The sequence below is a fragment of the Rhodococcus sp. 14-2470-1a genome (assembly GCF_002259425.1).
Taxonomy (GTDB): Bacteria; Actinomycetota; Actinomycetes; order Mycobacteriales; family Mycobacteriaceae; genus Rhodococcoides; species Rhodococcoides fascians_E.
Window position 1 is genome coordinate 194,654 of sequence record NZ_NPFZ01000034.1, and the last position, 26,026, is coordinate 220,679.

At 65.3% G+C, this 26,026-nt stretch carries 24 protein-coding genes and 2 tRNA genes; 12 read left to right on the forward strand and 14 right to left on the reverse strand.

The genetic code is table 11. The annotated features are described in order from the left end of the window. Positions 1-46: 46 nt before the first annotated feature. Both recG and CH292_RS24820 read right to left on the reverse strand, forming a co-directional pair. Positions 47-2,320 carry an ATP-dependent DNA helicase RecG gene (recG, locus tag CH292_RS24815; protein WP_037159793.1) on the reverse strand — a complete coding sequence of 758 codons (2,274 nt, stop codon included), beginning with the start codon at positions 2,318-2,320 and terminating at the stop codon, positions 47-49. A gap of 28 nt (positions 2,321-2,348) precedes the next feature. Further along, positions 2,349-4,034: a DAK2 domain-containing protein gene (locus tag CH292_RS24820; RefSeq protein WP_033189933.1), complete on the reverse strand. Its 1,686-nt coding sequence runs from the start codon at positions 4,032-4,034 to the stop codon at positions 2,349-2,351. 229 nt (positions 4,035-4,263) lie between these two features. Between CH292_RS24820 and rpmB the strand changes: the two genes are divergently transcribed. After that, a complete protein-coding gene (gene rpmB, locus CH292_RS24825) occupies positions 4,264-4,455 on the forward strand; it encodes a 50S ribosomal protein L28 (protein WP_008717389.1) in 192 nt (63 codons plus the stop codon). 172 nt (positions 4,456-4,627) lie between these two features. Then, entirely contained in the window at positions 4,628-5,416 is a 789-nt protein-coding gene (locus tag CH292_RS24830; protein WP_371828047.1) for an enoyl-CoA hydratase-related protein, read from the forward strand. Between the two features lie 12 nt (positions 5,417-5,428). On the opposite strand, the gene CH292_RS24835 is transcribed toward CH292_RS24830, so the two are convergent. Together CH292_RS24835 and CH292_RS24840 are read right to left on the reverse strand one after the other, a co-directional pair. Then, complete coding sequence (locus CH292_RS24835; RefSeq protein ID WP_026347647.1) at positions 5,429-6,121, reverse strand: uracil-DNA glycosylase; 693 nt, start codon at positions 6,119-6,121, stop codon at positions 5,429-5,431. 49 nt (positions 6,122-6,170) lie between these two features. Further along, the gene (locus CH292_RS24840) at positions 6,171-7,286 is read right to left on the reverse strand and encodes a thiamine-phosphate kinase (RefSeq protein ID WP_033189935.1); all 1,116 of its coding nucleotides are present in this window, start codon (positions 7,284-7,286) and stop codon (positions 6,171-6,173) included. 47 nt (positions 7,287-7,333) lie between these two features. On the opposite strand from CH292_RS24840, the gene CH292_RS24845 reads away from it, so the two are divergent. Next, complete coding sequence (locus CH292_RS24845; protein WP_020110330.1) at positions 7,334-7,570, forward strand: Lrp/AsnC ligand binding domain-containing protein; 237 nt, start codon at positions 7,334-7,336, stop codon at positions 7,568-7,570. A 34-nt stretch (positions 7,571-7,604) separates the two neighbouring features. Next, positions 7,605-8,198, forward strand: coding sequence for a DUF3515 domain-containing protein (locus CH292_RS24850; RefSeq protein ID WP_019664290.1), 594 nt, complete (start codon positions 7,605-7,607; stop codon positions 8,196-8,198). An 18-nt stretch (positions 8,199-8,216) separates the two neighbouring features. On the opposite strand, the gene CH292_RS24855 is transcribed toward CH292_RS24850, so the two are convergent. Both CH292_RS24855 and CH292_RS24860 read right to left on the reverse strand, forming a co-directional pair. Further along, the gene (locus CH292_RS24855; protein WP_026347648.1) at positions 8,217-9,323 is read right to left on the reverse strand and encodes a D-alanine--D-alanine ligase family protein; all 1,107 of its coding nucleotides are present in this window, start codon (positions 9,321-9,323) and stop codon (positions 8,217-8,219) included. Between the two features lie 58 nt (positions 9,324-9,381). Continuing rightward, positions 9,382-10,380: an NAD(P)H-dependent glycerol-3-phosphate dehydrogenase gene (locus tag CH292_RS24860; protein ID WP_019664292.1), complete on the reverse strand. Its 999-nt coding sequence runs from the start codon at positions 10,378-10,380 to the stop codon at positions 9,382-9,384. 162 nt (positions 10,381-10,542) lie between these two features. Between CH292_RS24860 and cofC the strand changes: the two genes are divergently transcribed. From cofC to CH292_RS24875, 3 genes are all read left to right on the forward strand, one after another. Beyond that, positions 10,543-11,196, forward strand: a complete 654-nt coding sequence (gene cofC / locus CH292_RS24865; protein ID WP_306436863.1) for a 2-phospho-L-lactate guanylyltransferase — start codon at positions 10,543-10,545, stop codon at positions 11,194-11,196. A 151-nt stretch (positions 11,197-11,347) separates the two neighbouring features. After that, positions 11,348-13,495 (forward strand): RNA degradosome polyphosphate kinase, encoded by a 2,148-nt coding sequence (locus tag CH292_RS24870; protein ID WP_371828049.1) that lies wholly within the window; start codon positions 11,348-11,350, stop codon positions 13,493-13,495. Next, positions 13,495-14,430 carry an NUDIX hydrolase gene (locus CH292_RS24875; RefSeq protein WP_094655944.1) on the forward strand — a complete coding sequence of 312 codons (936 nt, stop codon included), beginning with the start codon at positions 13,495-13,497 and terminating at the stop codon, positions 14,428-14,430. Before CH292_RS24870 ends, CH292_RS24875 begins: the two co-directional genes overlap by 1 nt. 145 nt (positions 14,431-14,575) lie before the next feature. Here CH292_RS24875 and CH292_RS24880 read toward each other — a convergent pair whose 3' ends face one another. The 3 genes from CH292_RS24880 to leuC all read right to left on the reverse strand — a co-directional run bounded on the left by CH292_RS24880 (position 14,576) and on the right by leuC (position 17,552). Beyond that, the gene (locus CH292_RS24880; protein ID WP_094655945.1) at positions 14,576-15,274 is read right to left on the reverse strand and encodes an HU family DNA-binding protein; all 699 of its coding nucleotides are present in this window, start codon (positions 15,272-15,274) and stop codon (positions 14,576-14,578) included. 148 nt (positions 15,275-15,422) lie between these two features. Beyond that, positions 15,423-16,040 (reverse strand): 3-isopropylmalate dehydratase small subunit, encoded by a 618-nt coding sequence (gene leuD / locus CH292_RS24885; RefSeq protein ID WP_019664299.1) that lies wholly within the window; start codon positions 16,038-16,040, stop codon positions 15,423-15,425. 69 nt (positions 16,041-16,109) lie between these two features. Beyond that, positions 16,110-17,552, reverse strand: a complete 1,443-nt coding sequence (gene leuC, locus CH292_RS24890) for a 3-isopropylmalate dehydratase large subunit (protein WP_019664300.1) — start codon at positions 17,550-17,552, stop codon at positions 16,110-16,112. A gap of 166 nt (positions 17,553-17,718) precedes the next feature. On the opposite strand from leuC, the gene CH292_RS24895 reads away from it, so the two are divergent. The 3 genes from CH292_RS24895 to CH292_RS29025 are packed head-to-tail and all read left to right on the forward strand — an operon-like array spanning position 17,719 to position 19,208. Continuing rightward, entirely contained in the window at positions 17,719-18,420 is a 702-nt protein-coding gene (locus CH292_RS24895; protein WP_037142614.1) for an IclR family transcriptional regulator, read from the forward strand. A 58-nt stretch (positions 18,421-18,478) separates the two neighbouring features. Continuing rightward, a complete protein-coding gene (locus CH292_RS24900; RefSeq protein ID WP_037142615.1) occupies positions 18,479-18,988 on the forward strand; it encodes a pyridoxamine 5'-phosphate oxidase family protein in 510 nt (169 codons plus the stop codon). Positions 18,989-19,040: 52 nt separating this feature from the next. Next, complete coding sequence (locus CH292_RS29025; protein WP_020110335.1) at positions 19,041-19,208, forward strand: DUF5302 domain-containing protein; 168 nt, start codon at positions 19,041-19,043, stop codon at positions 19,206-19,208. 57 nt (positions 19,209-19,265) lie between these two features. On the opposite strand, the gene CH292_RS24905 is transcribed toward CH292_RS29025, so the two are convergent. Together CH292_RS24905 and CH292_RS24910 are read right to left on the reverse strand one after the other, a co-directional pair. Further along, positions 19,266-19,338: transfer RNA gene (locus CH292_RS24905), tRNA-Glu, on the reverse strand. Between the two features lie 103 nt (positions 19,339-19,441). Then, positions 19,442-19,513: transfer RNA gene (locus CH292_RS24910), tRNA-Gln, on the reverse strand. A 206-nt stretch (positions 19,514-19,719) separates the two neighbouring features. On the opposite strand from CH292_RS24910, the gene CH292_RS24915 reads away from it, so the two are divergent. Further along, the gene (locus CH292_RS24915; protein WP_179278077.1) at positions 19,720-21,267 is read left to right on the forward strand and encodes a bifunctional 3'-5' exonuclease/DNA polymerase; all 1,548 of its coding nucleotides are present in this window, start codon (positions 19,720-19,722) and stop codon (positions 21,265-21,267) included. On the opposite strand, the gene CH292_RS24920 is transcribed toward CH292_RS24915, so the two are convergent. From CH292_RS24920 to CH292_RS24930, 3 genes are read right to left on the reverse strand one after another with little or no spacing between them, the layout of a single operon-like run. Then, positions 21,234-22,214 (reverse strand): YihY/virulence factor BrkB family protein, encoded by a 981-nt coding sequence (locus CH292_RS24920; protein ID WP_019664305.1) that lies wholly within the window; start codon positions 22,212-22,214, stop codon positions 21,234-21,236. The two genes, CH292_RS24915 and CH292_RS24920, sit on opposite strands and share 34 nt — an antisense overlap. A gap of 31 nt (positions 22,215-22,245) precedes the next feature. After that, positions 22,246-23,718: a glutamate--tRNA ligase gene (gltX, locus tag CH292_RS24925; RefSeq protein ID WP_037159847.1), complete on the reverse strand. Its 1,473-nt coding sequence runs from the start codon at positions 23,716-23,718 to the stop codon at positions 22,246-22,248. Between the two features lie 34 nt (positions 23,719-23,752). After that, positions 23,753-24,526: a fumarylacetoacetate hydrolase family protein gene (locus CH292_RS24930; RefSeq protein ID WP_026347653.1), complete on the reverse strand. Its 774-nt coding sequence runs from the start codon at positions 24,524-24,526 to the stop codon at positions 23,753-23,755. A 146-nt stretch (positions 24,527-24,672) separates the two neighbouring features. Here CH292_RS24930 and CH292_RS24935 point away from each other — a divergent pair, with 146 nt between their 5' ends. Then, entirely contained in the window at positions 24,673-25,872 is a 1,200-nt protein-coding gene (locus CH292_RS24935; RefSeq protein ID WP_019664308.1) for an MFS transporter, read from the forward strand. Positions 25,873-26,026 lie beyond the last annotated feature (154 nt).

Genomic DNA, 26,026 nt, shown 5'->3' on the forward strand with positions numbered 1-26,026 from the left:
AGTCCCGAAGATGCCGGAGCTCGTACCCCTCCGATCCGGCTCCGTTTCAGGATTTGTCGAGATACTCCGCTCGGTCCGATCGCCACGCGGACTTCATCATCGACGCGATCCCGGGATGGCGTTCCAGGTCGGGATCGCCGTCGAAGATGGTGCGCGCGCAGGAGTGCGCGTCGTCGATGACGTCCTCGTCCTCGATCAGCGACAGCAAACGCATGCTGCTGACGGTTCCGGACTGTGCCGCACCCAGGACGTCGCCTTCCTTACGAGTCGCGAGGTCGAGATTGGCCAGTTCGAATCCGTCGTTGGTCGAGGCCACGGATTGAAGACGGGAGAAGGACTGCCCGTGCGGACTGAGCTGGCTGATCATGATGCACAGACCTTGGTGGCCGCCACGCCCGATTCGGCCGCGGAGCTGATGCAACTGGCTGATCCCGAAACGGTCCGCGTCCTCGATGACCATGACCGTCGCGTTGGGGACGTCGACGCCGACTTCGACGACCGTGGTGCACACGAGAACGTCGATCTCGCCCGCATTGAACGCGGACATGGCTGCGTCCTTGTCATCCGGGTGCATACGCCCGTGCAGAAGACCTACTCGGAGATCGGCCAGGGGCCCGGTGCTCAGCAGCTCGTACATCTGAAGCGCCGATTTGGTCTCCGGGAGGTTCGGACCGTCCGTCATCGCGCTCCTGGTCCGTCTCTTCTCCATCTGCTTTTCCTCGTCGTCGCCGATTCGCGAGCACACGACGTAGGCCTGCCTGCCCTGGGCGACCTCCTCACCGATGCGTTGCCATGCCCGATCGACCCACGCAGGTTTCTCTGCGGAGGAGACGACACTGCTGACGATGGGGGAACGTCCGCGCGGCAATTCGTCGAGGATCGAGGTCTCCAGGTCGCCGAGGGACGCGAGCGCGATGGTGCGCGGAATCGGCGTCGCCGTCATGACGAGCAGATGCGGACTGATGCCGTCCTTCGCCTTACCGCGCAGCGCGTCGCGTTGCTCGACGCCGAAGCGGTGCTGCTCGTCGACGACGACCATGCCGAGATCCATGAACGACACCCGGTCCTGGATCAAGGCGTGGGTTCCGATGACGATGCCCGCGTCACCGGTCACGACGTCGAGCAGCGCCTTCTTCTTCGCCGCCGTTCCCATCGACCCGGTCAGCAACGTGACCCGGGTGGCGAGGTCGTCCGCACCCAGTTCACCGGCGCCCGCGAGGGTGCCGAGCATCGAGTTGATCGAGCGCGCGTGCTGAGACGCGAGAACTTCGGTCGGAGCCAGCAGTGCGCACTGATGGCCTGCGTCGACCACCTGCAACATCGCCCGCAGCGCGACGATCGTCTTTCCCGAGCCGACTTCACCTTGCAGCAGCCGCGACATGGGGTGCCCACCGGACAGGTCGGCGGAGATCTCGCCGGCGACCTTGCGTTGACCCTCGGTGAGGGTGAAGGGCAGCCGACGCTCGAACTCGGCTGCGATCCCGTCCTCGCGTGCGACACATACCGGGGCGGTCCGGGTCGACACGTCGCGCCGCCTGGCGGCGAGTACCAATTGCACCGCCAGTGCTTCGTCGAACTTGAGGCGATCCCTGGCGTGCTTCTTCTCTTCGACCGAATCCGGAAAGTGAATCCAACGGAGCGCGGTGTCCAGGGAGACCAGACCTCGCTCGGCCAGCACGACGTCGGGAACCGGGTCCTCGACCGGGGCAAGTCTGTCGAGAACCCACCGGACGCCCCGCATGAACGTCCAACTCTCGACGTCCTTGGATGCCGCGTACAGCGGTACGAAACTGCGCTCGAAGATCGTCATGTCGACACTGCCGGAGTCGTCGACGGCGCCCCGCGCCACGCCTGCCAGCGCGCCGCCGCCGACGATGCGACCGGAGGGAACGACGGCTCCGTCCTCGTCGTCGCCGCCGAGGATCACGTAACCGGGGTGCGTGAGGTTCCACTTGCGGCCGAAATACTTGACCTTTCCCGAGAACATGCCTTTTTTGCCGGGCAGCAGCACGTGCTTCAGCTTGTGCGGGCTGAAGAACGTCGCGTCGATGACCTGCCCTTCGGCGGCCAAGGACACCGCGAGGAATTGGCCTTTTCTCGCTTTCATGTCCTTCAGAACCGCGGAGGTGATGGTCGCGACGATGGTGATGTGCTCACCCTCGGGCGGCTCTTTCTCGGTGAGCTCGGCGCCCTGGGTCATGTACCGGATCGGGTAGTACCTCAGCAGATCTTCGACGGTGTGCAGGTCGAAGTGCTGGGCGAAAGGTTCGGCGACCTTCGTGCCGAGGACCGCGTCGAGGCGATCTGCCATGTCCACCATCGTCGTTACCTACCCGACCCTCTCTCGTTCACTCCACGCCCAACTGGACCACGTCGCCGGGTTGCCCTCCCGTGTAGAGCATCACCTCGACCCCGGGGTGCCGATCCGCGACATGGCGAGCGAGCACATCCACGACGTCGTGTTCTTCGTCGCCGGTGCCGGGCGCACCGCGCAGCATCGTCACCATCTCACCTCCCACCGACAGAAGTTGGTCCAGCAGTACTCGTCCGGCAGAGATCACATCTGCGCCGATCACGACGACGTCGTGTCCGACCAGACCGAGGCCGTCACCGGGCTCGCACGTCCCCACCCAGGTCAGAGACCGTTCTTCGGCAATCCTGAGCGAAGCCCACCGAGTGCCCGCTGCAGCCTCGGACATCGCGTAGGCATCGTCGACGGCCGCGCGGGCTGGATTGTGCACGGCGAGCGCGGCCAACCCCTGCACCATCGACGACGACGGCAGCATCAGGACCTCCTTCCCTGCCGTGCGGGATGCGATGGACACCGACACCAGTTCCTGGGCGGACAACGCGCCGTTCGGCAGAACCAGCACCTCGGTGTGCGGGGCTCCGACGATTGCGGCACACAGTTCCGCCGGACCCACCTCGGCGGTGTCGCAGCGCAGTACCGCGGCTCCTTCGACGCTGTACAACTCTTCCGCTCCGTCGCCTGCGACGACCGCGAGAATGTCGCGTCCGCGGACGCCTCCCGGGTGGTCACCGTCGGTTCCGTGGCTGTCGGCGTGGGAACCCCCTGCGTCGAGTACCTCGATTCGAACGTTCTGCAGTTGCCCGAACTGCAGTCCTGCCTCGACTGCGAGGCCTGCATTCGCCGTGTGCACGTGCGCGGTCCACGATCCCGCGCCGTCGCCTGCGACCACGACCGAATCGCCGAGTTCGCCGAGGGCGGTGCGCAATCTCGGCACATCGTGATCGTCCATACCGCGGATGGAATAGAGCACTTCGAAACCCAGGGCGGGCCGTGCGAGGCGATGTACGGGGACGACCGTGGCGTCGACAGCAGGTCGCACGGTTCCGAGCTCGGTTCGGTGGTATCGCCGACGCGTCACCTCGGTGCCGGTCACGATCGACGCCAGCGCGTCGAGCATCACGACGAGACCGAGTGCACCCGCGTCGACGACTCCGGCGACGTCCAGGGCAGGCAGTTGGGTGCGGGTTGCCTCCAGAGCCGACGCCGCGGCCTCCGATGCGCTCGACGCGACCGCCTCCAAGTCGCCGGGCGGGCGGGACTGCGCTGCCGTCGACGCAGCCGCGAGGACGGTCACGATGGTGCCTTCCATCGGAACGCTCACCGCTTCGAGAACCAGGTCTCCCGCACGGGCCAACGCAGCCTGCACTCCTGCGCCGTCGAGGGCACCTGCGGCGCACTGCTCGGCGACCGCCCTCAGCACCTGGGACACGATGACACCGGAGTTTCCGCGCGCCCCGGACACGGCTCCGCGGGCGAGAGCCGCGGCCGCCTCGGACAGCGTGGCGTCGGCTCCGACGGTGCGCATGCACTCGACGGCCGAGCGGACGGTGAAGACCAGGTTGGTCCCGGTGTCCGAATCGGGGATCGGGAAGACGTTGAGTTCGTTCATCTCGTCACATCGATCGCTCAGTCCGTCGACGCACCGATAGGCCCACTGCTTGATCAGGTCGACGGTGAGCTCGGTGTGCGGTCGACGAATCCGGCCGCCGGACTGCTCACCCATCTGCGCCGCTCCCCCGATTTCGCCTGCTTCGTCCCGAGCAACAGTAGACTCGAACTACCCGCGAGTGCCGGTCAGGCACCGACGGTGGGCTGGCGGTTTGGTTAATCTGCACCGCGCCGCTATTCTTGCAGGGTTGCCCGATGAGGAGCGGCGTGTTCCTGCACGTCGAGGTTCGTCGGGCGTACGTCCCACTGTTAACGATCAATCATCTATCAAGGAGTTCGCGACTATGGCTGCCGTCTGCGACGTATGCGCCAAAGGGCCCGGCTTCGGTAAGTCGGTCTCGCACTCGCACCGACGGACCAACCGTCGTTGGAACCCGAACATCCAGACCGTTCACGCCCAGGTTGCCCCCGGTAACTCGAAGCGTATGAACGTCTGCACCTCGTGCCTGAAGGCCGGCAAGGTGGTTCGCGGCTGATTTCAGCCCCCGAGCAACGAGAGAGCCCCCGCCACCGAAATCGGTGGTGGGGGCTTTCTCGTGCGGTGAGAACTTGCGCCGAGAACGTGCACCGAGAGGACGTGGACCAACAAGTGCGGATCCACCCACCGCGATGTATGTGGACGAGCACGGCCGCGTTACAGTGCGAAGCGTGATCGAAACCGAAAGTACCGGCCACGTGGAACTACTCGACGGTGTACTGCACATCACCGTGGCGACAGACGCTGCAGGTACCTCGCTGGACGGCAACGCCATGGTTGCCGGTGCGGACGCACTGCATGCTCTCAACTCCGGTGAGCTTGCTGCGGGAAGCGTCCTTCTCGTCGGCTCCGGGAAGAATTTCTGCGCGGGTGGAAACGTCCGTGCATTCGCTTCCGCGCCCGAACGCGGCGCGTACGTGCGCACCGTCGCCGACGCGTTCCACCGCTTCGTGCTCGAGCTCGCCGCTGCCACCGTGCCAGTCGTGGCCGGAGTCCAAGGCTGGGCAGCAGGCGCGGGTATGAGTCTGGTGTGTCACGCCGACGTGGCCATCGGCGGCCGCGCCACCAAACTTCGTCCCGCCTACCCCGGCATCGGGTTCACTCCCGACGGCGGACTGACGTGGACACTTCCTCGCATCGTCGGCCCGGCACGAGCACGCGACATTCTGCTGAACGATTCGATCCTGAACGGAGAGGAGGCAGTTCGCCTCGGCATCCTCAGCAGGCTCGTGGGTGACGACATCATCGGAAGCGAAGCCGAACGTCTTGCACGAACCCTCGCGGCCGGGCCTACCCAGGCGTTCCGCGGAACCAAGGCATTGCTTCAGAACTCGGAAACCAACACTCTCGCAGAGCAACTGGAAGCCGAAGCCGCATCGATCTCGGCTGCTGCCGACGGACCGACGGGACGAGAAGGAGTGGACGCGTTCGTGGAGAAGCGCCGCCCCGACTTCAGCTGAGGCAGAGCACCGTCACGGCAGCGCCCAGTCGATCGGCTCGTGTCCGGCTGCGTCGAGTATGTCGTTCACTCGGCTGAACGGCTTGGAGCCGAAGAAACCGCGGGAAGCGGACAGCGGAGACGGATGCACCGATTCGACGACGGGTGTGCGGCCGAGCATCGGCTTCAACGTAGCCGCATCTCGGCCCCACAGGACTGCGACCAGTCCGGCCGAGTCCTTCTTCTCCTCCCGTTCCACCAGCGCTCGTATTGCCTGCTCCGTCACAGGTTCCCAGCCCTTGCGGCGATGCGACGCCGCGGCACCCGGCTCGACCGTGAGCACACGGTTGAGCAACAACACTCCCTGATCTGCCCAGGGGGACAGATCACCACTGGTGGGAGTCGGCAGACCCAGATCTTCCGAGTACTCCTTGAAGATGTTGGCGAGACTTCGCGGTACCGGCCGAACATCCGGCGCCACCGAGAAGCTGAGCCCGACGGCATGTCCGGGCGTCGGGTACGGATCCTGGCCGACGATCAACACTCGAACGTGGTCGAAGGGTCGAGTGAAGGCCCGTAGAACGTTCTCACCGGACGGCAAGTACGAGCGGCCGGCGTCCATTTCGTCTCGGAGCCACTGTCCCATGCGGGCGATGTCGTCCCGCACCGGATCGAGCGCTGCGGCCCATCCGGGGTCGACGAGGTCCTCGAGTGGCCGTGCTGTCATCGACATCTCCTGTTCTCGTGTGTCCCGCTGTGTCCTCCGTCGACGGGGGTCAGGCACCGAAGCTCGACCACCCGGCGGTGCCGGCGAACGGTACCCCGTCGACGGTGACGCGCTGAGTGGCCGAGCCGTCGGACCGTGCTGCACCGACGCGGCCGATCACCGTCCAGCCCGCCGGCACGGTAGCGGCGTCGGAGAACGTGGCCGCGAACGCGTGATCCTCACCGCCGCCGAGCACCCACGCCAATGCCGACGCTCCCAGTTCTTGTGCGGCGGAACGAAGATCGGCGCCGATGTCGAACGCGTGCGCATCCAGATCCATGGTGACCGACGACGCCACGGCGACATGCCCGAGGTCCGCGACGAGTCCGTCGGAGATGTCGGTGAGCGACGTGGCGCCGGCGAGTGCGGCCGTCCGACCCTGCTCGTAGTCGGGACTCGGCACCCGGTGTGACGACACGAGACCGTCGTGCCCCGATATCCCGGCGCGGATCACGTCCAGTCCGGCTGCCGACCGACCGAGATCGCCGACGACGGCGACGACGTCGCCGACGGATGCGCCGGACCGCAGCACAGCCGACCGACCTTCCAGATCTCCGAGCGCCGTGATGGATATCACCACATCGTTCGTTCGCACGAGATCGCCACCGATGATCGATGCACCCGCGCGCTGCGCCTCGCCCCACAAGCCACGGTAGAGGCCGTCCAACACAGCCACATCGGTGTCGGACGGGCATCCGAGGGCAACGAGAAAGCCTGTGCATCGTGCGCCCATCGCTGCGATGTCGGCAGCATTCTGGGCGATGGCCTTACGTCCGACGTGCTCCGGCGAGGACCAGTCGAGCCGAAAGTGCCTGCCCTCGACCAACATGTCCGTCGCCGCGACGACTCGGCCGTCGCTCGCGGTGACGATAGCGGCATCGTCGCCCGGTCCGAGGACGGTGTATGAGGACTGCGTCCACCCGGAGGTGATGCGGTCGATGACGCCGAATTCGCCGACGTCGGCAACAGTCGAACCGGGAGCGCCGGGTTCGGTACGGGATCCGATCGTCTTCCTCTTTTCCGTCTGCGCGGAGCACGGTTCGACACTGCGGTACCTTCTTACCGACCGGTGAGCGTCCAGAACAGGACGACATGCCCCGGCCGGACAGCACGCAATGTGATTCAACCGACCTTACCTTCGGGTGCGGCGGGGACGAAAGGAAAGGGCCGACCATGGTGCACGCCTTCATCCTGGTACAGACCGAAGTGGGACGTTCGGCTCTTGTGGCGGCTGCGCTTCGCGACGTCCGCGGGGTCGAGTCCGCGGAGGCCGTTCTCGGCCCGTACGACGTCGTGGTCCGTGTCGCAGCCGAGAACGACAGCACACTCGCAGTCGTCGTCGGCGAGATCCAGAAGGCCGACGCGATCACGCGGACGCTGACCTGCCAGATCGCGGACACCCCCGCCTGAGCGCGGGCACCGCCAGGAAGTCACACTCGAAACGATGACCAGCGAACCGAATTCGATCGAACCCGCTTCCACGGACACCGATACGCCCGAGCAGCGACGCCACCCGGCCGTGATCGCGACCGCCGTCGCGCTACCGGTCGCGCTGCTGATCGGCGTGATAGTCGCGGCCGTGACCGTCTCCGGCTCGTCGACTCGTCCGCCGGAAGCATTGGGGCCGGTCGACGCCCCGTCCGCCGAGAGCGCCGACTGCACCGCGGTGCTCGATGCTCTCCCCGATTCGCTGGGCGATTACGCCCGCGCCGAGCTGGTCGATCCGGCACCGGTCGGCGCCAGGGCATGGGCACCGGACGATGACGTGTCCGAGCCGATCGTGTTGCGCTGCGGACTCCCCCGCCCGCTCGGGTTCGACGTCGCGTCGTCGTTGCAGGTGATCAACGGGGTGCAGTGGTTCGAGGTCTCCGGCGCGGACTCCGGTCTCGATGCGAGCACCTGGTACACCGTCGACCGTCCGGTGTACGTGGCGCTGACGGTTCCCGGCGGCTCCGGACCGACGCCGCTCCAGGACGCGTCGGACGCGATTTCCTCGGCCTTGCCCCAAACGCCGCTGGACCCGGCGCCCCTCGAGTGACGCGTCGGATCTCGATCGTCAGCGCAGGCCCGTTCCTCGGGCCTGCGCGGTCTCGATGAGGGTGTCGATCAACGCCGTGTAGTCCAGCCCGGTGGCGCCCCACATCTTGGGGAACATCGATATCGACGTGAATCCGGGCATGGTGTTGATCTCGTTGATGACCGGTCCGTCGTCGGTGACGAAGAGGTCGACGCGCGCGAGTCCTTGGCAGTCGAGCGCACGGAACGAATCCACGGCGATCCGGCGGATCTCGTTACTCGTCTCCTCGGAAAGCACTGCGGGGACGTCGAATTCGCACACATCGTCGAGGTATTTGCTGTCGAAGTCGTAGAACGAGTGATCGTCGGCCGGTGCGTCCGGCAACCGGATCTCGGCGACCACACTCGCGCGCACAGTGCCGTCGGGGAATTCGAGAACTCCACATTCGACCTCGCGACCGGTGATGGCGCCTTCCACGATCACCTTCGGGTCGTGGGAGCGGGCGTGAGCGATCGCGTCGGCGAGTTGATCCCAAGAGGTGATCCGCGTGATGCCGATCGACGAGCCTCCGCGGGCGGGCTTCACGAACGCAGGCAACCCGATGTAGTCGCGCTGCTCGGGAGTCGCGGTGTCGTCGCCGCGCCGCAGCACGATCTGCCGTCCGACGGGCAATCCGTCGGCCGCCAGTAGTTTCTTGGTGAATTCCTTGTCCATCCCGGCCGCACTCGCGAGCACGCCCGGGCCGACGTAGGGAACTCCGGCGAGTTCGAGGAGGCCCTGGATGGTGCCGTCCTCGCCGTAGGCGCCGTGGAGAAGTGGGAACACCACGTCGACCGACGACAGCACGGCTCCGGCGTCGTCGGCGTCGAGGGAGAGCAGGTCGCCCGCGCGCGACGGGTCCGTCGACAGAGCGAGCGCGCGGGAATTCCGGTCCACGCTCGGCAGAACCCGGCCGTGAATGGCCAGTTCTTCGAGGTCGGACGGACCGAGAACCCAGGCGCCCTCCGACGTGATCCCGACGGGCACCACGTCGTAGCGCTCCCGATCGATGTGCCGGAGGACACTTCCTGCGGAGACGCAGGACACCGCGTGCTCGTTGCTTCGTCCGCCGAACACCACGGCGACTCTGGTACGCGTTTGACTCACGGTCATCCACCGTACCGTCCGCGCATTTCAGTGCGTGGACCCTCACATGCTTTGCGCGCTATTCGGGCTTGATACGACGTCCGAGCAGATGACCGACGGCGTCGGGAACGGACAGTCCCGCATGGCAGACGCGGTGAACGGCATCGGTCAGCGGCATCTCGACGTCGTAGCTCTCGGCGAGGGCGCGCACCGACGTACACGATTTCACGCCCTCGGCTACCTGACCGTGTGCCGCCTCCTGAGCACTCTCCATCGACCCGCCCGCACCGAGCCGCTCACCGAAGGTGCGGTTCCGCGACAGAGTCGACGAGCACGTCGCGACGAGATCGCCGACGCCCGCGAGCCCGGCGAGGGTTGCGGGTTTCGCGCCCAGCGCGGTTCCGAGTCTGATGATCTCCGCAAGGCCCCTCGTCATGATCGACGCGAGCGTGTTCTCGCCGTACCCGACTCCGCTGGCCATGCCACAGGCGAGTGCGATGACGTTCTTGCATGCCCCACCGATTTCGCATCCGATCACGTCGGTATTGGTGTAAGGGCGGAAATAACCTGTGGCACATGCCTTCTGAACTTCGAGGGCGCGGCGCGAATCGGAGCATGCGATGACGGTTGCCGCGGGTTGACCCTCCGCGATGGGGCGCGCGAGGTTCGGCCCGGACAGCGATGCGATACGGCTCGGATCCGCTCCCGTGACCTGAGCGATGACCTGGCTCATCCGCAGGAGAGTGCCGGTCTCGATCCCCTTGGCCAACGAGAGCAACGTGGCCTGCGCGGGTATCGCGTCCGTCCAGTCCTGGAGATTGGCGCGCAACGACTGCGACGGAACTGCGAGAACGACGATGTCGGCGCCGTCGAGTGCACGCGCGGGATCACTGGTGGCAGTGATGTTCTCGGGAAGCCTGATGTCGGGGAGGTAGTCGGAGTTGACGTGTTCGGACGCGATCGTGTCCGCGAGTTCGGACCGCCTCGCCCACATCGTCACGTCGGTTCCGGCGTCCGCCAGCACCTTCGCGTATGCGGTCCCCCAAGACCCTGAACCGAGTACCGCTGCTCTCGTCATCGCTGGCCACCTTCTTGATCCGTTTCGGAACGTCTCGATCACACTCGTGCGGCCCGCGCGCGCCGCCGCCTCACACTAACGTCCGGTCGTTGCCCGCGTAGTTCGATCGCGCCGGAGAGGTCGAACGGCCTCGCTGCCGGTGACGCTGGCAGGATCGAGGTCATGAGTAGCGCGCACGTGGTGATTGCAGTCAAGGATCTGGCCGCAGCCAAGACCCGCTTGGCCGATGCATTCGCCGACGCCGACCGCGCCCGTCTGGTCGTTGCGATGTTTCGAGACACCGTCGTCGCAGCCCGGGCAGTCGATCAGGTCGCTGCCGTCACCGTGGTCACTCCCGATCCATCCATCGCCGACGCCGCCCGGAGTCTCGGCGCACGGGTCGTCGGTGAACCGTGCGATCAGGATCCGCTCGATTCGGTGGCACGACTCAACTCCGCGTTCGAGGCAGCCGCTTCCCTGGTGCGTCAGGAGGGGAAGGACGACATCATCGCGCTGCAGGCCGATCTGCCTGCCTTGCGCACGTCCGAACTCGCCGAGGCGTACATGATGTCCTCGGGTCATTCCCGGTCGGTGGTCAGCGACCACCACGGCACGGGAACCGCCGCGTTGATCGTCGACGGTGCCGCGACCGATTTCAGTCCGCTCTTCGGCCCGGCGTCCGCGAAGCGACATCTGGAATCGGGTGCTTTCGATCTGACCGGGGTGTGGCCGGGGCTTCGACTCGATGTCGACACGATCGACGACGTCCGGGCCGCGCACCGACTCGGTGTCGGTCCTGCGACCGGTGAGGTACTGCGTTCGCTCGGCTGGAACTAGATTCGTCGGCCGCTCGTTCCTTCCACGAGATTCGCCGATCCGAGTTTCACCCGACACCGCAATAGGGGATGATCGAGCCGTGAGCAACAGCGAAACCGAGACCGACGCAGCCTCCCCGTCAGGGCAACCATCCGGTACCGAGGAGCGCCCGGTGGTTCCACCGCCGGCGACCTCGCCCTCGGGCAGCCCGGCGGCGTTGCCCGCAGCCACCGAGCCGCATGCCCCGAACGCCAAGGATTCGCTTCCCGAGAACCGTTACCTGAACCGCGAATTGAGTTGGCTGGACTTCAATTCGCGTGTTCTCGCTCTCGCCGAGGATTCGTCGCTCCCGTTGCTGGAACGCGCGAAGTTCCTGGCGATCTTCGCATCGAATCTGGACGAGTTCTACATGGTTCGTGTTGCGGGGCTCAAGCGTCGCGACGAGACGGGCTTGTCCGTCCGTTCCGCCGACGGCCTCACTCCTCGCGAGCAACTGGCTCTCATCGGCGAACGCACTCAGGAGTTGGCGCGCCGACACGCGCGTGTCCTTCTCGATTCGATCCTGCCGGAGCTCACATCGGTGGGGATCGAGATCATCCGCTGGTCCGACCTCGACGCGGACGAGCGTGAACGCCTGTCCACATACTTCCACGAGCAGGTCTTCCCCGTCCTCACACCGCTGGCCGTCGACCCGGCGCACCCGTTCCCCTACATCAGCGGGCTCAGCCTCAATCTGGCTGTCACGGTGAAGGATTACGCAACGTCGGGTGAACACTTCGCGCGCGTCAAGGTCCCCGACAACGTGGACCGCTTCGTTCGCGTCCGACGCGGTGACGGCGGCCAGAGCGTGGACGCCTTCCTGTCCATGGAAGAGGTCATCTCCGCTCACCTCGACGTTCTCTTCCCGGGCATGGACGTGGTGGAGAGTCACGCGTTCCGCATCACGCGCAACGCGGATTTCGAGGTCGAGGAAGATCGCGACGAGGATCTGCTCCAAGCATTGGAACGCGAGCTGGCTCGTCGTCGGTTCGGCTCACCGGTGCGCCTCGAGATCGCCGACGACATGACCGAGCACATGCTCGAACTTCTGCTGCGTGAACTCGACGTCGACCCCGGCGACGTGATTCAGGTGCCGGGCCTGCTCGACCTGTCCTGCCTGTGGCAGGTGTACGGCGTGGATCGGCCCAACCTGAAGGACGCACCGTTCGTTCCGGCGACGCACCCCGCCTTCGGCGAGCGCGAGACTCCGAAGAGCGTGTTCTCCACGCTGCGCGACGGCGACGTGCTGGTGCATCACCCGTACGATTCGTTCTCCACGAGCGTTCAGCGCTTCATCGAGCAGGCCGCGGCCGACCCTCAGGTCCTGGCGATCAAGCAGACTCTGTATCGCACGTCCGGTGATTCACCGATCGTCAACGCTCTGGTCGACGCCGCGGGTGCGGGCAAGCAGGTCGTCGCGCTGGTGGAGATCAAGGCCCGATTCGACGAGCAGGCGAACATCGAATGGGCACGCAAGCTCGAGAAAGCGGGCGTCCATGTCGTCTACGGTCTCGTCGGCCTGAAGACACACTGCAAGACGTGCCTCGTGGTGCGGCGCGAAGGCTCGGTCATTCGTCGCTACTGCCACATCGGAACCGGAAATTACAATCCGAAGACTGCCCGGATCTACGAGGACGTCGGCTTGTTGACCTCTTCCCCGGAGATCGGCGCCGACCTGACGGATCTGTTCAATTCGTTGACCGGCTACTCGCGGAAGACCAGTTACCGCAACCTTCTCGTCGCACCGTACGGGGTTCGCCGTGGAATCATCGAGCGAATCGAAGCGGAGGTGGAGCACCACCGCAACGGACGTGACTCCGGAATCAGGCTGAAGGCCAACGCCTTGGTCGACGAGCAGGTGATCGACGCGTTGTATCGAGCATCGGCAGCCGGTGTCCCCGTGCACGTCGTCGTCCGAGGGATCTGCGCGTTGAAGCCGGGAGTACCGGGGCTCAGCGAGAACATCGAGGTCCGTTCCATTCTCGGTCGATTCCTCGAACACTCGCGTGTCCTGCATTTCCGGGGTTCCGACGAATTCTGGATCGGCAGTGCGGACATGATGCACCGCAATCTCGATCGACGGGTGGAAGTGATGGCTCAGGTGAAGGATCCACGCCTCACCGCTCAGCTGAACGAGATCTTCGAATCCGCTCTCGACCCGACCACACGATGCTGGATCCTCCGCCCCGACGGCGGATGGGCAGCGTCACCGGCACAGGGCGAGACCGTCCGCGAGCACCAGGTGGAATCCATGCGACGCCGGCGGAATCAAGGCTCCTGATGTCGGGTTCCGACAACTCGTTGCGCGCCAACATCTTCGCTGCGGGCGCGATTCTGTGGCGTCACACACCCAACCGCGCCGGCGAGATCTCCGTCGCACTGGTCCACCGTCCCAAGTACGACGACTGGTCGTTCCCCAAGGGCAAGCTCGACCCGGGTGAGACGACGGTCGGCGCGGCGGTGCGAGAAGTGGCGGAGGAGACCGGATTCGACGTACGCCTCGGTCGCTACCTCTCGAAGGTCACCTACCCGATTCCCGGTCACCGCAAGTTGAAGAAGGTGGACTACTGGGCGGCCGAGGCCATTGGAGGCGAGTTCGAACCGAACTCCGAGGTCGACGAACTTCGCTGGGTCACCCCGTCCGACGCGGCGGACCAGTTGTCGTATCCGATGGATCACAAGGTCCTTCGTCGTTTCCTCAAGCAGCCGGCGGACACCGACACCGTGCTGCTGGTTCGTCATGCCAAGGCCGGTCGACGATCACGATATCGAGGAGACGATGCACTTCGCCCGCTCGATGCCGTCGGAGAGACACAGGCTGCGGCGCTCGTGCCGTTGTTGTCCGCGTTCGGGGCTGACAAGTTCCACGCGGCGAATCGTCGGCGCTGTGTATCGACGATTCAAGCCTCGGCGGACGAGAAGGGAGAGCAGATAACCCTCGAACCGCTGCTGTCCGAGGAGGGCTACTGGGCCGAGTTGCACGATGCTCGTCGCCGCGCGGTCGCCATCTCCGCTCTCGGTGGCGTCCGCACCATCTGCAGCCAAGGGAAAGTCATCCCGGATCTGCTGCAGTGGTGGGCGGACAGGGACGGTGTCGCACTACCGCCCAATCGTAATCGCAAGGGCAGTGTGTGGGTTCTGTCGTTCCACGACGGCACGATGATCGCCGCGGATCACCTTGCGAGTCCGCTGCCGGTCATTCCCGCGGACGGTTGATGTTCGCCGACAGTTGATGTTCGCCGACGGTTGATGTTCGCCGACGGTCGACAGAGTGCACGACGAGGGCCCCGGACGTGTCGTACGTCCGGGGCCCTCACCGATCCGCGAGAGTACTGCTGTGCGAGATCTCTGCTGTGCGAGATTACTTGCGTGCGGTGCGCTTTGCCGGAGCCTTCTTGGCCGCGGTCTTCTTTGCTGCAGTCTTGGCCGGAGCCTTCTTGGCTGCTGCAGCGGTGGTCTTCTTCGCTGCAGTCTTGGCCGGAGCCTTCTTGGCTGCTGCCGCAGTGGTGGTCTTCTTCGCTGCGGTCTTGGCCGGAGCCTTCTTGGCCGCAGCAGCGGTCTTGCGAGCAGTCGTCTTCGCCGGAGCTGCCTTCTTGGCGGGAGCTGCTGCCTTGCGCGCAGTCGTCTTGGCCGGAGCAGCCTTCTTGGCGGCGGCGGTCGTCTTACGAGCGGTGGTCTTGACGGCCGCCTTCTTGGCTGCGGTCTTCTTTGCTGCCGCAGTCTTCTTGGCGGGCGCGGACGCCGAGCCGCGCTTGACGGCAGGTCCGGTGGCGGGGAGCTTCTGTCCACCGGCGATGACTGCCTTGAACTGAGCACCCGGGCGGAATGCCGGGACGTTCGTCGGCTTCACGCGGACGGTCTCGCCGGTACGCGGGTTACGAGCCACGCGGGCTGCGCGACGCCGCTGTTCGAACACACCGAATCCGGTGATGGTCACGCTCTCGCCACGGTGAACCGCGCGCACGATGGTGTCGACGATGTTCTCGACAGCCTCTGTGGCGCTCCTCCTGTCAGACCCCAACTTCTCGGTCAGGGCGTCAATCAGCTCTGCCTTGTTCATGGATTTCCTCCGCAATATTGTGGCCCATCGTCGGACCGACTACTACAACGGTAAACCCCAAGGCGTCAAGAGTCTATGAGCCACGCCAATTCTCATCCGGCGTGGCGGAAAGATTCACGGGCTCAATGCGTGTCGAAGGCCGTTTTCGCTACCCCTCGGACGGCTCCTCGATGCGCGCCGGGAGGGTTGTCGGTTTCCATGAAGGCCTTGACTTTTCATACTCGGCAATGGCCTCTACCTGGCGTAATGTCAATCCGATGTCGTCGAGACCCTCGAGCAGACGCCATCTCGTGTAGTCGTCAATGGCGAAGCGCACCACCAAGGTTCCAGCGGTCACCGTCTTCGATTCCAGGTCGACGAGAATTTCCAATCCCGGCTGCTCTTCGAGCGCTTTCCAGATCAATTCGACGTCACTTTGGTCGACTTCGGCGGCGAGCAGACCGGCCTTGCCCGCGTTGCCGCGGAAGATATCGGCGAACCGAGACGCGATCACGACCCGAAAACCGAAGTCCGATAGCGCCCACACCGCGTGCTCGCGGGACGACCCCGTTCCGAAGTCGGGTCCGGCAACGAGAACCGAGCCCTTGTCGTACGGGGCGACGTTGAGCACGAAGTCCGGATCGTTGCGCCATGCCGAGAACAGACCGTCCTCGAACCCGGTGCGAGTCACACGTTTCAGGTACACGGCAGGAATGATCTGATCCGTGTCCACGTTCGAGCGACGCAGCGGGACGCCGATTCCTTTGTGGCGGGTGAAGGGTTCCATCGAAAAATCTCCTAAGAAGTACAGGTTTCGGAAAGACTTGATCGGGCGACGCCGGTTCAGGCTCCGGAGCTAGGGGCTGCTGGGCGCGTCCACGAGATCGGCGGGCGACGACAGAGTTCCGCGCACCGCGGTGGCAGCGGCCACCAACGGTGAGACGAGGTGCGTCCGGCTTCCCTTGCCCTGACGGCCTTCGAAGTTTCGGTTCGAGGTCGATGCCGACCGCTCCCCCACAGCAAGCTGATCCGGGTTCATTCCCAGACACATCGAGCACCCGGCCTGACGCCACTCCGCTCCCGCTGCCGTGAAAATGTCGCCCAGTCCCTCTTTCTCGGCCTGCGCACGAACGCGCATCGACCCGGGGACGATCAGCATCCGAACACTGTCGGCGACCTTCCGGCCTTCCAGAACCTCGGCCACGGCGCGCAGGTCCTCGATACGCCCGTTGGTGCACGAGCCGACGAACACCGTATCCACCGCTACCTCACGCAACGGCGTACCCGCGTCGAGTCCCATGTACTGCAAGGCTTTCTCGGCAGCGACCTTCTCGCTCTCGTCGACGATGTCGGCGGGATCGGGCACCCGCTCGCCGAGAGGGGCACCCTGACCGGGGTTGGTTCCCCACGTGACGAACGGCGTGAGCGTCGAGGCGTCGATGTGCACTTCGTTGTCGAACACGGCGTCGGGGTCGGTCTTCAGCTCCTCCCATGCTGCAACCGCGGCATCCCAGTCCTCGCCCTGCGGCGCATGGGGGCGTCCCTTGATGTACTCGTAGGTGATCTCGTCGGGGGCGATCATTCCGGCGCGCGCCCCCGCCTCGATCGACATGTTGCAGATGGTCATTCGAGCCTCCATCGACAACTTCCTGATGGCTTCGCCGCGGTACTCGAGCACGTACCCCTGGCCGCCACCGGTTCCGATCTTTGCGATGACCGCGAGGATGAGGTCCTTGCTCGTCACTCCGGGCGCCAGGTCACCGTCGACCGTGATGGCCATCGTCTTGAACGGACGAAGCGACAGCGTCTGCGTCGCCATCACGTGTTCGACCTCGCTGGTGCCGATTCCCATCGCGATGGATCCGAACGCACCGTGCGTGGAAGTGTGACTGTCTCCGCACACCACCGTCATTCCCGGCTGCGTCAATCCCAACTGGGGGCCGATGATGTGGACGATGCCCTGATCCAGGTCGCCCATGGGGTACAGGCGAACACCGAACTCCTCGCAGTTCCGCCGCAGCGTGTCCACCTGAGTGCGCGACACGACGTCCGCGATCGGAGCGAAGATGTCCGCCGTGGGGACATTGTGGTCCTCGGTGGCGATCGTCAGATCGGGCCGACGCAGTGGACGGTCGGCCAACCGCAGACCGTCGAATGCCTGAGGGCTGGTGACTTCGTGGATCAGGTGGAGATCGATGAAGATCAGATCGGGCTCGCGCGAGGCACCCTCGCCTCCGCCCCGAACCACTACGTGCTGATCCCACACCTTTTCCGCCAGGGTGCGTGCTGTGCCGGCCATAAGAACACCAACCATTCCTCGTGTGCGTCGCGCCGGTGGACTACGGGCTGGCCCACGTCGCGTGTACGGTGCCGAGACGTAGCGCGGCGACCCGAATCCCCGACGGACGGATCCGCGAGGCGACCCAGAATCGTGATCTCATGATGCGAGACGCTAGTATCGACCTATGGGACAGCATAGCGGCATCGGCGTTCTCGACAAAGCAATGGGTGTCTTGTACGCAGTCGCGGAGGAGCCGTGCACGTTGAACGATCTGTGCACCCGCACCGGCCTTCCGAGAGCGACAGCGCACCGTCTGGCTGTCGGCCTCGAGATCCATCGGTTGCTGGCGCGCGATTCCAACGGACTGTGGCGGCCGGGCCCAGGCCTCGCCGAACTCGCATCGACCGCGTCGGACACCCTGGTCGAGGCCGCGGCCTCGGTCCTGCCCCGGCTCCGCGAGATCACCGGAGAAAGCGTCCAGATCTTTCGCTGCGAGGGCACGGTTCGCGTATGCGTCGCGTCGATGGAACCCCCGACCGGGCTTCGAGACACCGTCCTCGTCGGTGCGCGTCTTCCGATGACGGCCGGCTCGGGCGCCAAAGTCCTACTGGCGTGGGCCGATACGAACACCCAACGAGCAATCCTTCCCGACGCCGAGTTCGGTGAACGAGTCCTCGCCGAGGTTCGGCGACGCGGGTGGGCCCAGAGCGCCGGGGAACGCGAGCCCGGCGTGGCCAGCGTGGCCGCACCCGTTCGCGATGCGATGGGCAATGTCGTTGCAGCAGTGTCGGTCTCGGGACCGATCGACAGAATCGGACGCCGCCCCGGTGTGCGGTGGGCCGCCGACCTCCTGGCCGCTGCCGAAGCCTTGCACAAGAGACTCTGAGCGCGCGCCTGCCCGGAAGCACCGCGGGCGCGGCACCGACTCTGATAGAGAAGACGGCGTGGGAATCAACCAGCGCGCACAGATAACGATGACCGACGACGAGATCGCGACATTTCTGGACAGAAGCCGAATCGCGAACCTTGCGACCATCGGCCGCGACGGAACGCCTCACCTCGTCGCGATGTGGTACGCCCTCGTCGACGGCGACATATGGTTCGAGACCAAAGCGAAATCGCAGAAGGCCGTCAACCTACGGCGAGATGCGCGGGTCACCGTACTGATCGAGGACGGCTTGACCTACGACGCGTTGCGCGGAGTCTCCATCGAGGGACGGGCGGAGATCGTCGACGACGCCGACGCGATCGCCAAGGTCGGAATCAGCGTGTGGGAGCGCTACACCGGCCCGTACAGCGACGAGGTCCGCCCCCTCGTCGACCAGATGATGAACAAACGCATCGCGGTCCGGGTGGTCGCCGACAGGACCAGGTCGTGGGACCACCGCAAGCTCGGCCTCCCGGCGATGCCTCCGGGTGGTACGACGGCGGAGTTCCTGTCGAAAATCGAGTGAAACGCGAGCGTCGGGTGCGGTACGTTGCCTTCACCCTGTGTGAGGAGCGATCATGACCGAACCGACCAACGACGATCTGAAGAAGAAATTCCGCGAAGCGCTCGACAAGAAGAACCACCGTGCGACGCAGTCCGTCGACCACAAGGACGGCACGTCCAAGGTGAACAACGCTCACGGACCCGCCGATCATCAGAAGATGTTCCGACGTAAGAGCGTGTAGATCGACCGAAAACGAAAATGGGCTCCCATCGCGAACGATGGGAGCCCATTTTCTACGTAGCCCCGACGGGATTCGAACCCGCGCTACCGCCTTGAGAGGGCGGCGTCCTAGGCCGCTAGACGACGGGGCCAGGAACTTGCACTGTACTTCTGGTAAATATTCTTGCTCTTCCGAAGAAGCTCGACAAGCTTAACCGGAAGGCGCTCGGCGACCAAATCGCTTCCGAACGCTTGCTGGGGTACCAGGACTCGAACCTAGAATGGCGGTACCAGAAACCGCTGTGTTGCCAATTACACCATACCCCAATGACCTTCACCGTGATCCACATCAGCTGCTGTGTGCACCGCGTTTCGAGCCGGGATAGAGACTATCAAAGGACACCGGTGTTTCTCCAAATCGCCAGGTCAAACGGTCCGCAAGCGCCGGGTGAACCCGTCGGACAACCCCGATGGAGCCGCCGACCGGCGGCTGGCGCAGACTTTCACTCGATGAGAACAACGAACCACAGCCGGTGAGGGTCGTCGTCGCCCCGACGGGCAATTCGACCGTGCTCGTCGAACTCGCCGACGACGGGACACCGGCGGGACCTCCCACCGAACTCGTCGACGCAGTCGACACCATCGCTCGGCTCGAGACCGACCGACATCCGCGATGGGTCTGGGAGAACACGGCCCGCACCTATCCCACGCTGCTGCGGGCAGGGGTTCGCGTCGACCGGTGTCACGATCTGTCTCTCACCGAGGCGCTGCTTCGAATGCGGCAGGGCGAGCTCTACGTTCCCCAGGCCGCAGTATCGGACGACGAGTCGACCCTGTTCGACGCATACCGTTATCCCACCGTCGATTCCGTCGTCGCCTGGTATCGAGACCACGAATCTCGAATCGGAGACTCACGTCAGCTACGCCTGCTGACGGCCGCCGAATCCGCGGGCGCACTCGCCGCGGCCGAGATGTCCTACACCGGACTGCCGTTCTCGAGCTCGATGCACGAGGCCCACCTCCGCCAAGCACTCGGTCCACGGCCGGCCGACGGCGACAGACCTGCCGAGATGCTCGCGCTGGAGGACGAGATCAGCGACGCGTTCGGCCGACGCGTGAACCCGAACTCGCCGCCCGAGGTCCTCGCCGCGTTCGCGCGAGCAGGTGTCGAGGTGACCTCGACGCGCGCCCATGTGCTCCGGACCGTCGACCATCCCGCGGTTGCTCTCCTGCTGCGACATCGAGACCTGGCCAAACTGTTCAGCACCAACGGATGGTCGTGGGCGGACACCTGGGTGCGCGACAACCGGTTTCGTCCGGTCTACGTACCGGGTGGCGTCGTGTCCGGGCGCTGGGCGAGCCGGGGCGGCGGAGCGCTCCAGATTCCCAAGCCGCTGCGCGGTAGCGTCGTTGCCGACCCTGGACACGTGCTCGTCATCGCCGACGCCGGGCAATTGGAGCCCCGGATTCTCGCGGCGCTGTCCGGAGACCCGAACATGATGGACGCAGCGGGAGCGGACGATCTGTACGCGCCGGTCGCCGCTGCGGCTTTCGCCGGGGATCGCGCCAAGGCCAAGGTAGCCGTTCTCGGAGTCCTGTACGGGGCGACAGCCGGCGAAGCCCGGTCGCTGCTCGCCATGCTGCGCAGGCGGTTCCCCGTCGCGGTGGAGTACGTGGAACGCGCCGCCCGGGCGGGTGAGCGCGGGGAAATCGTGCACTCGCACCTCGGACGCGCGTGCCCTCCCCCGACCCCGGAGTGGTACACCCACGGTGACGCACACGCGCGAGGACGATTCACGCGCAATTTCGTCGTGCAGGCCACCGCGTCGGAGTGGGCCCTGTGTCTGCTGGCCGATCTGCGCCGTCGGTTGGCGGACGACCCAGGGTCGGGCGAATTGGTGTTCTTCCAACACGACGAGGTGGTCGTGCACACACGGCACCCCGAGCGCGCGACGGATCACGTCGTGGCGGCCTCGGACACGGCAACCAGACTTCTGTTCGGAGACACGTCGGTTCGATTCCCTCTCGATCTCGCCGCCCGGGAATGCTACGCGGAGCCGGACTTCTCGTCACCCGCGTGATCGTTGCCCCGGGGGCCGTCGAACGTCACCTCGATCTCCTCGAACCCCTTGCTTCGCTGCGCCTCTGCCTGCCCGGTGTAGGTCAACCTGTCCCCCTCGGTCAGCTGGACGTCGTCGGTGAACGGTGTGAGAAGTGCACGGGGGTAGAGCTTGTCGACTCTGACCACGTTGATCTCGACGGCGATGACGACGAGAACCGCCGCGATGTACATGAACGCGAGCACACCCAGGACAACTGCGAACACACCGTTGGTGACCGACGCCCGCGACACGACGTACTTGATGTAGACGCCGCCGAACGTCTGCAGCAGCTGCCAGATCACCCCGGCGACGATCGCACCGGGCAGCACGTCGGTCAGTGACAACGAGCGCGCCGTGGCCAGACGGAATGCGACGACGAACACCCCGACATTGAGCACCAGCACGGCCCCGAGCACGACGACGCCGCTGATTCGGCCGAAGTATCCTGCCGAACTGGCGACGTTGACTGCCGTGATCGCCAGTACGGCAACGCCGACGGTACTCAGTAGCGCCAGACCACGCACTCGAGCGAAGATCGGATCGGGACGAAGGTTCTTCGGCACGGCCCAGGCCGTGTTCATGGCGTTCTGAACCGCGACGGCCACCCCCAGTCCGCCGTAGAGCGAGCCGAGCACACCCACCACCAAGCCGAGTGTTCCGCCACCGATCCGTTCTGGTTCACCGACGTCCTGTCCGATGATCGGAATCTGGCTGAGAGCGGAGTCGAGGATCTGCTGCTGCAACTCCGGATTGCCCGCCAGCACGATTCCCAGAATCGTCGACGCGAGCAGCAACAGCGGAAACAGCGACACGAACGCGTAGTACGCGATCAACGCAGCGAGGTAGCCGCCCTGATCGTCGACGAACTTGTAGATAACGGCAAGCGGGAAACCCAGGACCGGATGTCTGCGTTGCATCCGGTCCATCCGCGCGGTGACGCTCACCGGAGCATGTCGGTCAACCGACCGTTGCCCGCGCTGCAGCGAGCCTGGCCAGAGTTTTCTCGCGCCCGAGCAGTTCCATCGACTCGTACAGCGGAGGGCTGATGTGCGAGCCGGTCAGCGCGACGCGCACCGGAGCGAACGCCTTGCGCGGTTTCAGCTCCAGACCGTCGATGAGGGCAGATTTCAGCGACTCCTCGAGGTCGGCCGTCCGCCATTCCGGCAGGGCCGTCAACGCTGCGATCGTCGCATCGAGCACCGGACCGGCGTCGGCGGCGAGGTTCTTCGCGGCAGCCGCGGGGTCGATGTCGAAATCGGCGTCGGCAACGTAGAGGAACTTCAGCAATCCCCACGCATCCGACAACACGACGATTCGGGTCTGCACGAGGTCCGCCGCGACGGCGAACTGCGCCTCGTCGATCTCGGCGGGCAGGTGCCCCTGCTCGGTGAGGAACGCGCGGAGCCGCGCCGCGAAATCGGCAGGCTCCAACAGCCGAATGTGCTCGGCGTTGATCGCGTCGGCCTTCTTCTGGTCGAATCGGGCCGGGTTGGAATTGACCTTCGAGATGTCGAACGCGGCCACCATCTCGTCCAGCGAGAACACGTCGTGGTCGTCGGAGATGCCCCAACCGAGCAGGGCGAGGTAGTTGAGCAGGCCCTCGGGCAGGAATCCGCGGTCGCGATGAATGAACAGGTTCGACTCGGGATCGCGCTTGGACAGTTTCTTGTTGCCCTGCCCCATCACGAACGGTAGGTGACCGAACTCGGGCGCCTTCTCCGCTACCCCGATGCGGACCAACGCCTCGTACAACGCCAGCTGACGCGGCGTCGAGGACAGCAGATCCTCGCCGCGCAACACGTGGGTGATCTTCATCGACGCGTCGTCGACCGGATTGACCAAGGTGTACAAAGGGATTCCGTTTCCGCGCGTGAGCGCGAAGTCAGGCACGGTACCGGCCTTGAAGGTGGTTTCCCCGCGCACGAGGTCCACCCAGGACAGGTCGTGACTCGGCATCCGAAGCCGCACAACAGGTTTACGCCCCTCGTCGAGAAAAGCCTGCTTCTGCTCCGCGGTGAGGTCTCGGTCGAAGTTGTCGTACCCCAGCTTCGGATCCCGGCCCGCCGCCTTGTGCCGCGCCTCGACTTCCTCGGGCGTGGAGAAGCTCTCGTACGCCTCGCCGGCGTCGAGCAACTGTTGCACGACGCCGAGATGCAGATCCCTGCGCTGCGACTGACGGTACGGCTCGTACGGACCGCCCACCTCGGGGCCCTCGTCCCAGCTCAGACCGAGCCAGCGCAGTGCGTCGAGGATTGCCGCGTAGGACTCCTCGGAATCGCGGGCCGCGTCGGTGTCTTCGATCCGGAAGACGAACTTCCCACCGTGATGACGTGCGTACGCCCAGTTGAACAGCGCGGTTCGAATCAGGCCGACGTGGGGCGTGCCCGTCGGCGACGGGCAGAATCGGACGCGTACTTCGGTGGAGGTCATGTTCTCGCTCACGTTCGATCGGTGGTGTGGTTCTCTAGTTCTTCGCTGCGACGGGGTTGGTCAGAGTTCCGATGCCCTCGACCGTGATCGACACGGACTGGCCGGCCGTGATCGGCCCGACGCCCTCCGGAGTGCCGGTGAGGATCACGTCACCCGGCAACAACGTCATGACTGCCGAGACCCATTCGATGATCTTCGGAATGTCGTGCAGCAGCAGCGACGTCCGGCTGCGCTGTTTCACCTCGCCGTCGACCTCGGTCTTGATCTCCACGTCCGACGCGTCGAGCGACGTCTCGATCCACGGGCCGAGCGGGCAGAACGTGTCGTGGCCCTTGGCCCTCGTCCACTGACCGTCCTGGCGCTGGTGATCGCGCGCCGACACGTCGTTCGCGACGGTGTATCCGAGCACCACATCGAGAGCCTTCGCCGCCGGCACGTCCTTGCACGGCCGACCGATGACCACCGCGAGCTCGCCCTCGTAGTGCACCTCGTCGGATGTCGGAGGCAGGACGATCGGCGCGCCGGGCCCGACGATGGAGGTGTTGGGCTTGATGAAGATGACCGGAGACTCCGGAGCCTGGCCACCCATCTCGGCTGCGTGGGCAGCGTAGTTCTTGCCGATGGCGATGACCTTGCTCGCCAGAATCGGCGCCAGGAGACGAACATCGGCCAGGGGCCACGAACGACCGGTGAAGGTCGGTGTGCCGAAAGGATGTTCGGCGATTTCCTTCGCCGTCTGCTGGTCACCTTCCCCTTCGATACTCACGAATGCCACACCATCAGGACTTGCAATTCGACCGAGACGCATGTCGAAAGTCTATCGACCCACCTTCGAGCCCTCGGCACGCCCGTCCGATCCCGACCGGACAGCAGGTGTAGCATCGTCTTTCGAGTTCACGATGCAAGACAAAAATTCCACATGATGGGATTTACCACAGTGAGACGGCTACGCGAATGACGACTACCGAAGACACGACACACACCGCCGGTGCCCGCAAATGGGTCATGCTCGCACTTGGAATGCTCGCTCAGACCTCCGGTGCTGTATTCATCAACGGCGCAGCATTTCTCATCCCGTCGCTCCACGAAGATCGCGGGTTGAGCCTCGCCGCAGCCGGACTCGTCGTGGCCATGCCGACGGTCGGAATCATGCTGACACTCATCGCCTGGGGTGTTCTCGTGGACAGGATCGGCGAAAAGCTGGTGCTCGCCATCGGGCTTGCCCTCACCGCGGCGGCCAGCTTCGCCGCCGTGTTCACGACGTCGGTAGTCGTTCTCGGTCTGTGCCTGCTCCTGGGTGGAATGGCTGCCGCGAGCGCCAACAGCGCCTCGGGGCGCGTCGTCGTCGGTTGGTTCCCGCCGGCACGGCGCGGACTGGCAATGGGAATCCGGCAGATGTCCGTTCCACTGGGCGTCGCCATCGGTGCACTGCTCATCCCACCGATCGCACGCGATCACGGCGTCGGTGCTGCTCTCCTCGTACCCGCGATCATCTGCGCCGTCACGGCAATCGCCTGCGTAGGCATCATCGACCCACCGCGGCCCGACCGCGCAGCCGCGGAACGAGCAGGTCTGCTGGCCAACCCGTACCGCACCAGCAGCCAACTGTGGCGCATCCACTCGACGTCGGTTCTACTCGTCGTCCCTCAGTACGTCGTGTGGACCTACGCTCTGGTGTGGTTGATGTCGGACCGAGGGTGGTCCGCCGCATCCGCGGGCATCCTCGTCACCCTGACGCAGATTCTCGGCGCCTTCGGACGCATCGGCGTCGGCGCACTGTCGGACACACTCGGGAGCCGCATGCGACCGCTCCGGTGGGTCGCCGTGTCCACGACGGTGACCATGGTGGTCCTGGCGGTCACCGACTGGTTCGACTCCCCGGTGTCAATCGCGGTGATGGTGATCGCGTCGGTCGTCACCGTCGCGCCGAACGGCCTGGCGTTCACGGCAGTCGCCGAAGTCTCCGGCCCGTACTGGAGCGGACGCGCTCTCGGCGCTCAGAACACCGGACAATTCATCGCCGCGTCCATGGTTCCGCCCGCATTCGGCGCACTCGCGGCCATCAGCTTCCCCCTGGCGTTCGCCGTGTCCTCGGTATTCCCCGCCCTCGCCGTTCCGGTCATCCCCGACGACCAGCAATCGCCGGACACCTAGAACCGAACGTGCCGTCCCCCCCATTTTCGGAGCGAAAGTGCCGTTCGGTCAGTCTGGGCGGGCTCAACCGGTGGATGCGCCACCGCTCCTGATCAGGGAGTAGGTGGTGTGTCGTGGGTGGACGACCACGCAAGTCAGAGGAAGTACGCGATAG

What these genes read in the sequence shown, in the direction of transcription:
- recG (WP_037159793.1), bottom strand. Translation starts at nt 2,320, where the DNA reads ATGGTGGACATGGCAGATCGCCTCGACGCGGTCCTCGGCACGAAGGTC.
- CH292_RS24820 (WP_033189933.1), bottom strand. Translation starts at nt 4,034, where the DNA reads ATGGGTGAGCAGTCCGGCGGCCGGATTCGTCGACCGCACACCGAGCTC.
- rpmB (WP_008717389.1), top strand. Translation starts at nt 4,264, where the DNA reads ATGGCTGCCGTCTGCGACGTATGCGCCAAAGGGCCCGGCTTCGGTAAG.
- CH292_RS24835 (WP_026347647.1), bottom strand. Translation starts at nt 6,121, where the DNA reads ATGACAGCACGGCCACTCGAGGACCTCGTCGACCCCGGATGGGCCGCA.
- CH292_RS24845 (WP_020110330.1), top strand. Translation starts at nt 7,334, where the DNA reads ATGGTGCACGCCTTCATCCTGGTACAGACCGAAGTGGGACGTTCGGCT.
- CH292_RS24850 (WP_019664290.1), top strand. Translation starts at nt 7,605, where the DNA reads ATGACCAGCGAACCGAATTCGATCGAACCCGCTTCCACGGACACCGAT.
- CH292_RS24860 (WP_019664292.1), bottom strand. Translation starts at nt 10,380, where the DNA reads ATGACGAGAGCAGCGGTACTCGGTTCAGGGTCTTGGGGGACCGCATAC.
- cofC (WP_306436863.1), top strand. Translation starts at nt 10,543, where the DNA reads ATGAGTAGCGCGCACGTGGTGATTGCAGTCAAGGATCTGGCCGCAGCC.
- CH292_RS24875 (WP_094655944.1), top strand. Translation starts at nt 13,495, where the DNA reads ATGTCGGGTTCCGACAACTCGTTGCGCGCCAACATCTTCGCTGCGGGC.
- CH292_RS24880 (WP_094655945.1), bottom strand. Translation starts at nt 15,274, where the DNA reads ATGAACAAGGCAGAGCTGATTGACGCCCTGACCGAGAAGTTGGGGTCT.
- leuD (WP_019664299.1), bottom strand. Translation starts at nt 16,040, where the DNA reads ATGGAACCCTTCACCCGCCACAAAGGAATCGGCGTCCCGCTGCGTCGC.
- leuC (WP_019664300.1), bottom strand. Translation starts at nt 17,552, where the DNA reads ATGGCCGGCACAGCACGCACCCTGGCGGAAAAGGTGTGGGATCAGCAC.
- CH292_RS24895 (WP_037142614.1), top strand. Translation starts at nt 17,719, where the DNA reads ATGGGACAGCATAGCGGCATCGGCGTTCTCGACAAAGCAATGGGTGTC.
- CH292_RS29025 (WP_020110335.1), top strand. Translation starts at nt 19,041, where the DNA reads ATGACCGAACCGACCAACGACGATCTGAAGAAGAAATTCCGCGAAGCG.
- CH292_RS24920 (WP_019664305.1), bottom strand. Translation starts at nt 22,214, where the DNA reads ATGGACCGGATGCAACGCAGACATCCGGTCCTGGGTTTCCCGCTTGCC.
- gltX (WP_037159847.1), bottom strand. Translation starts at nt 23,718, where the DNA reads ATGACCTCCACCGAAGTACGCGTCCGATTCTGCCCGTCGCCGACGGGC.
- CH292_RS24930 (WP_026347653.1), bottom strand. Translation starts at nt 24,526, where the DNA reads ATGCGTCTCGGTCGAATTGCAAGTCCTGATGGTGTGGCATTCGTGAGT.
- CH292_RS24935 (WP_019664308.1), top strand. Translation starts at nt 24,673, where the DNA reads ATGACGACTACCGAAGACACGACACACACCGCCGGTGCCCGCAAATGG.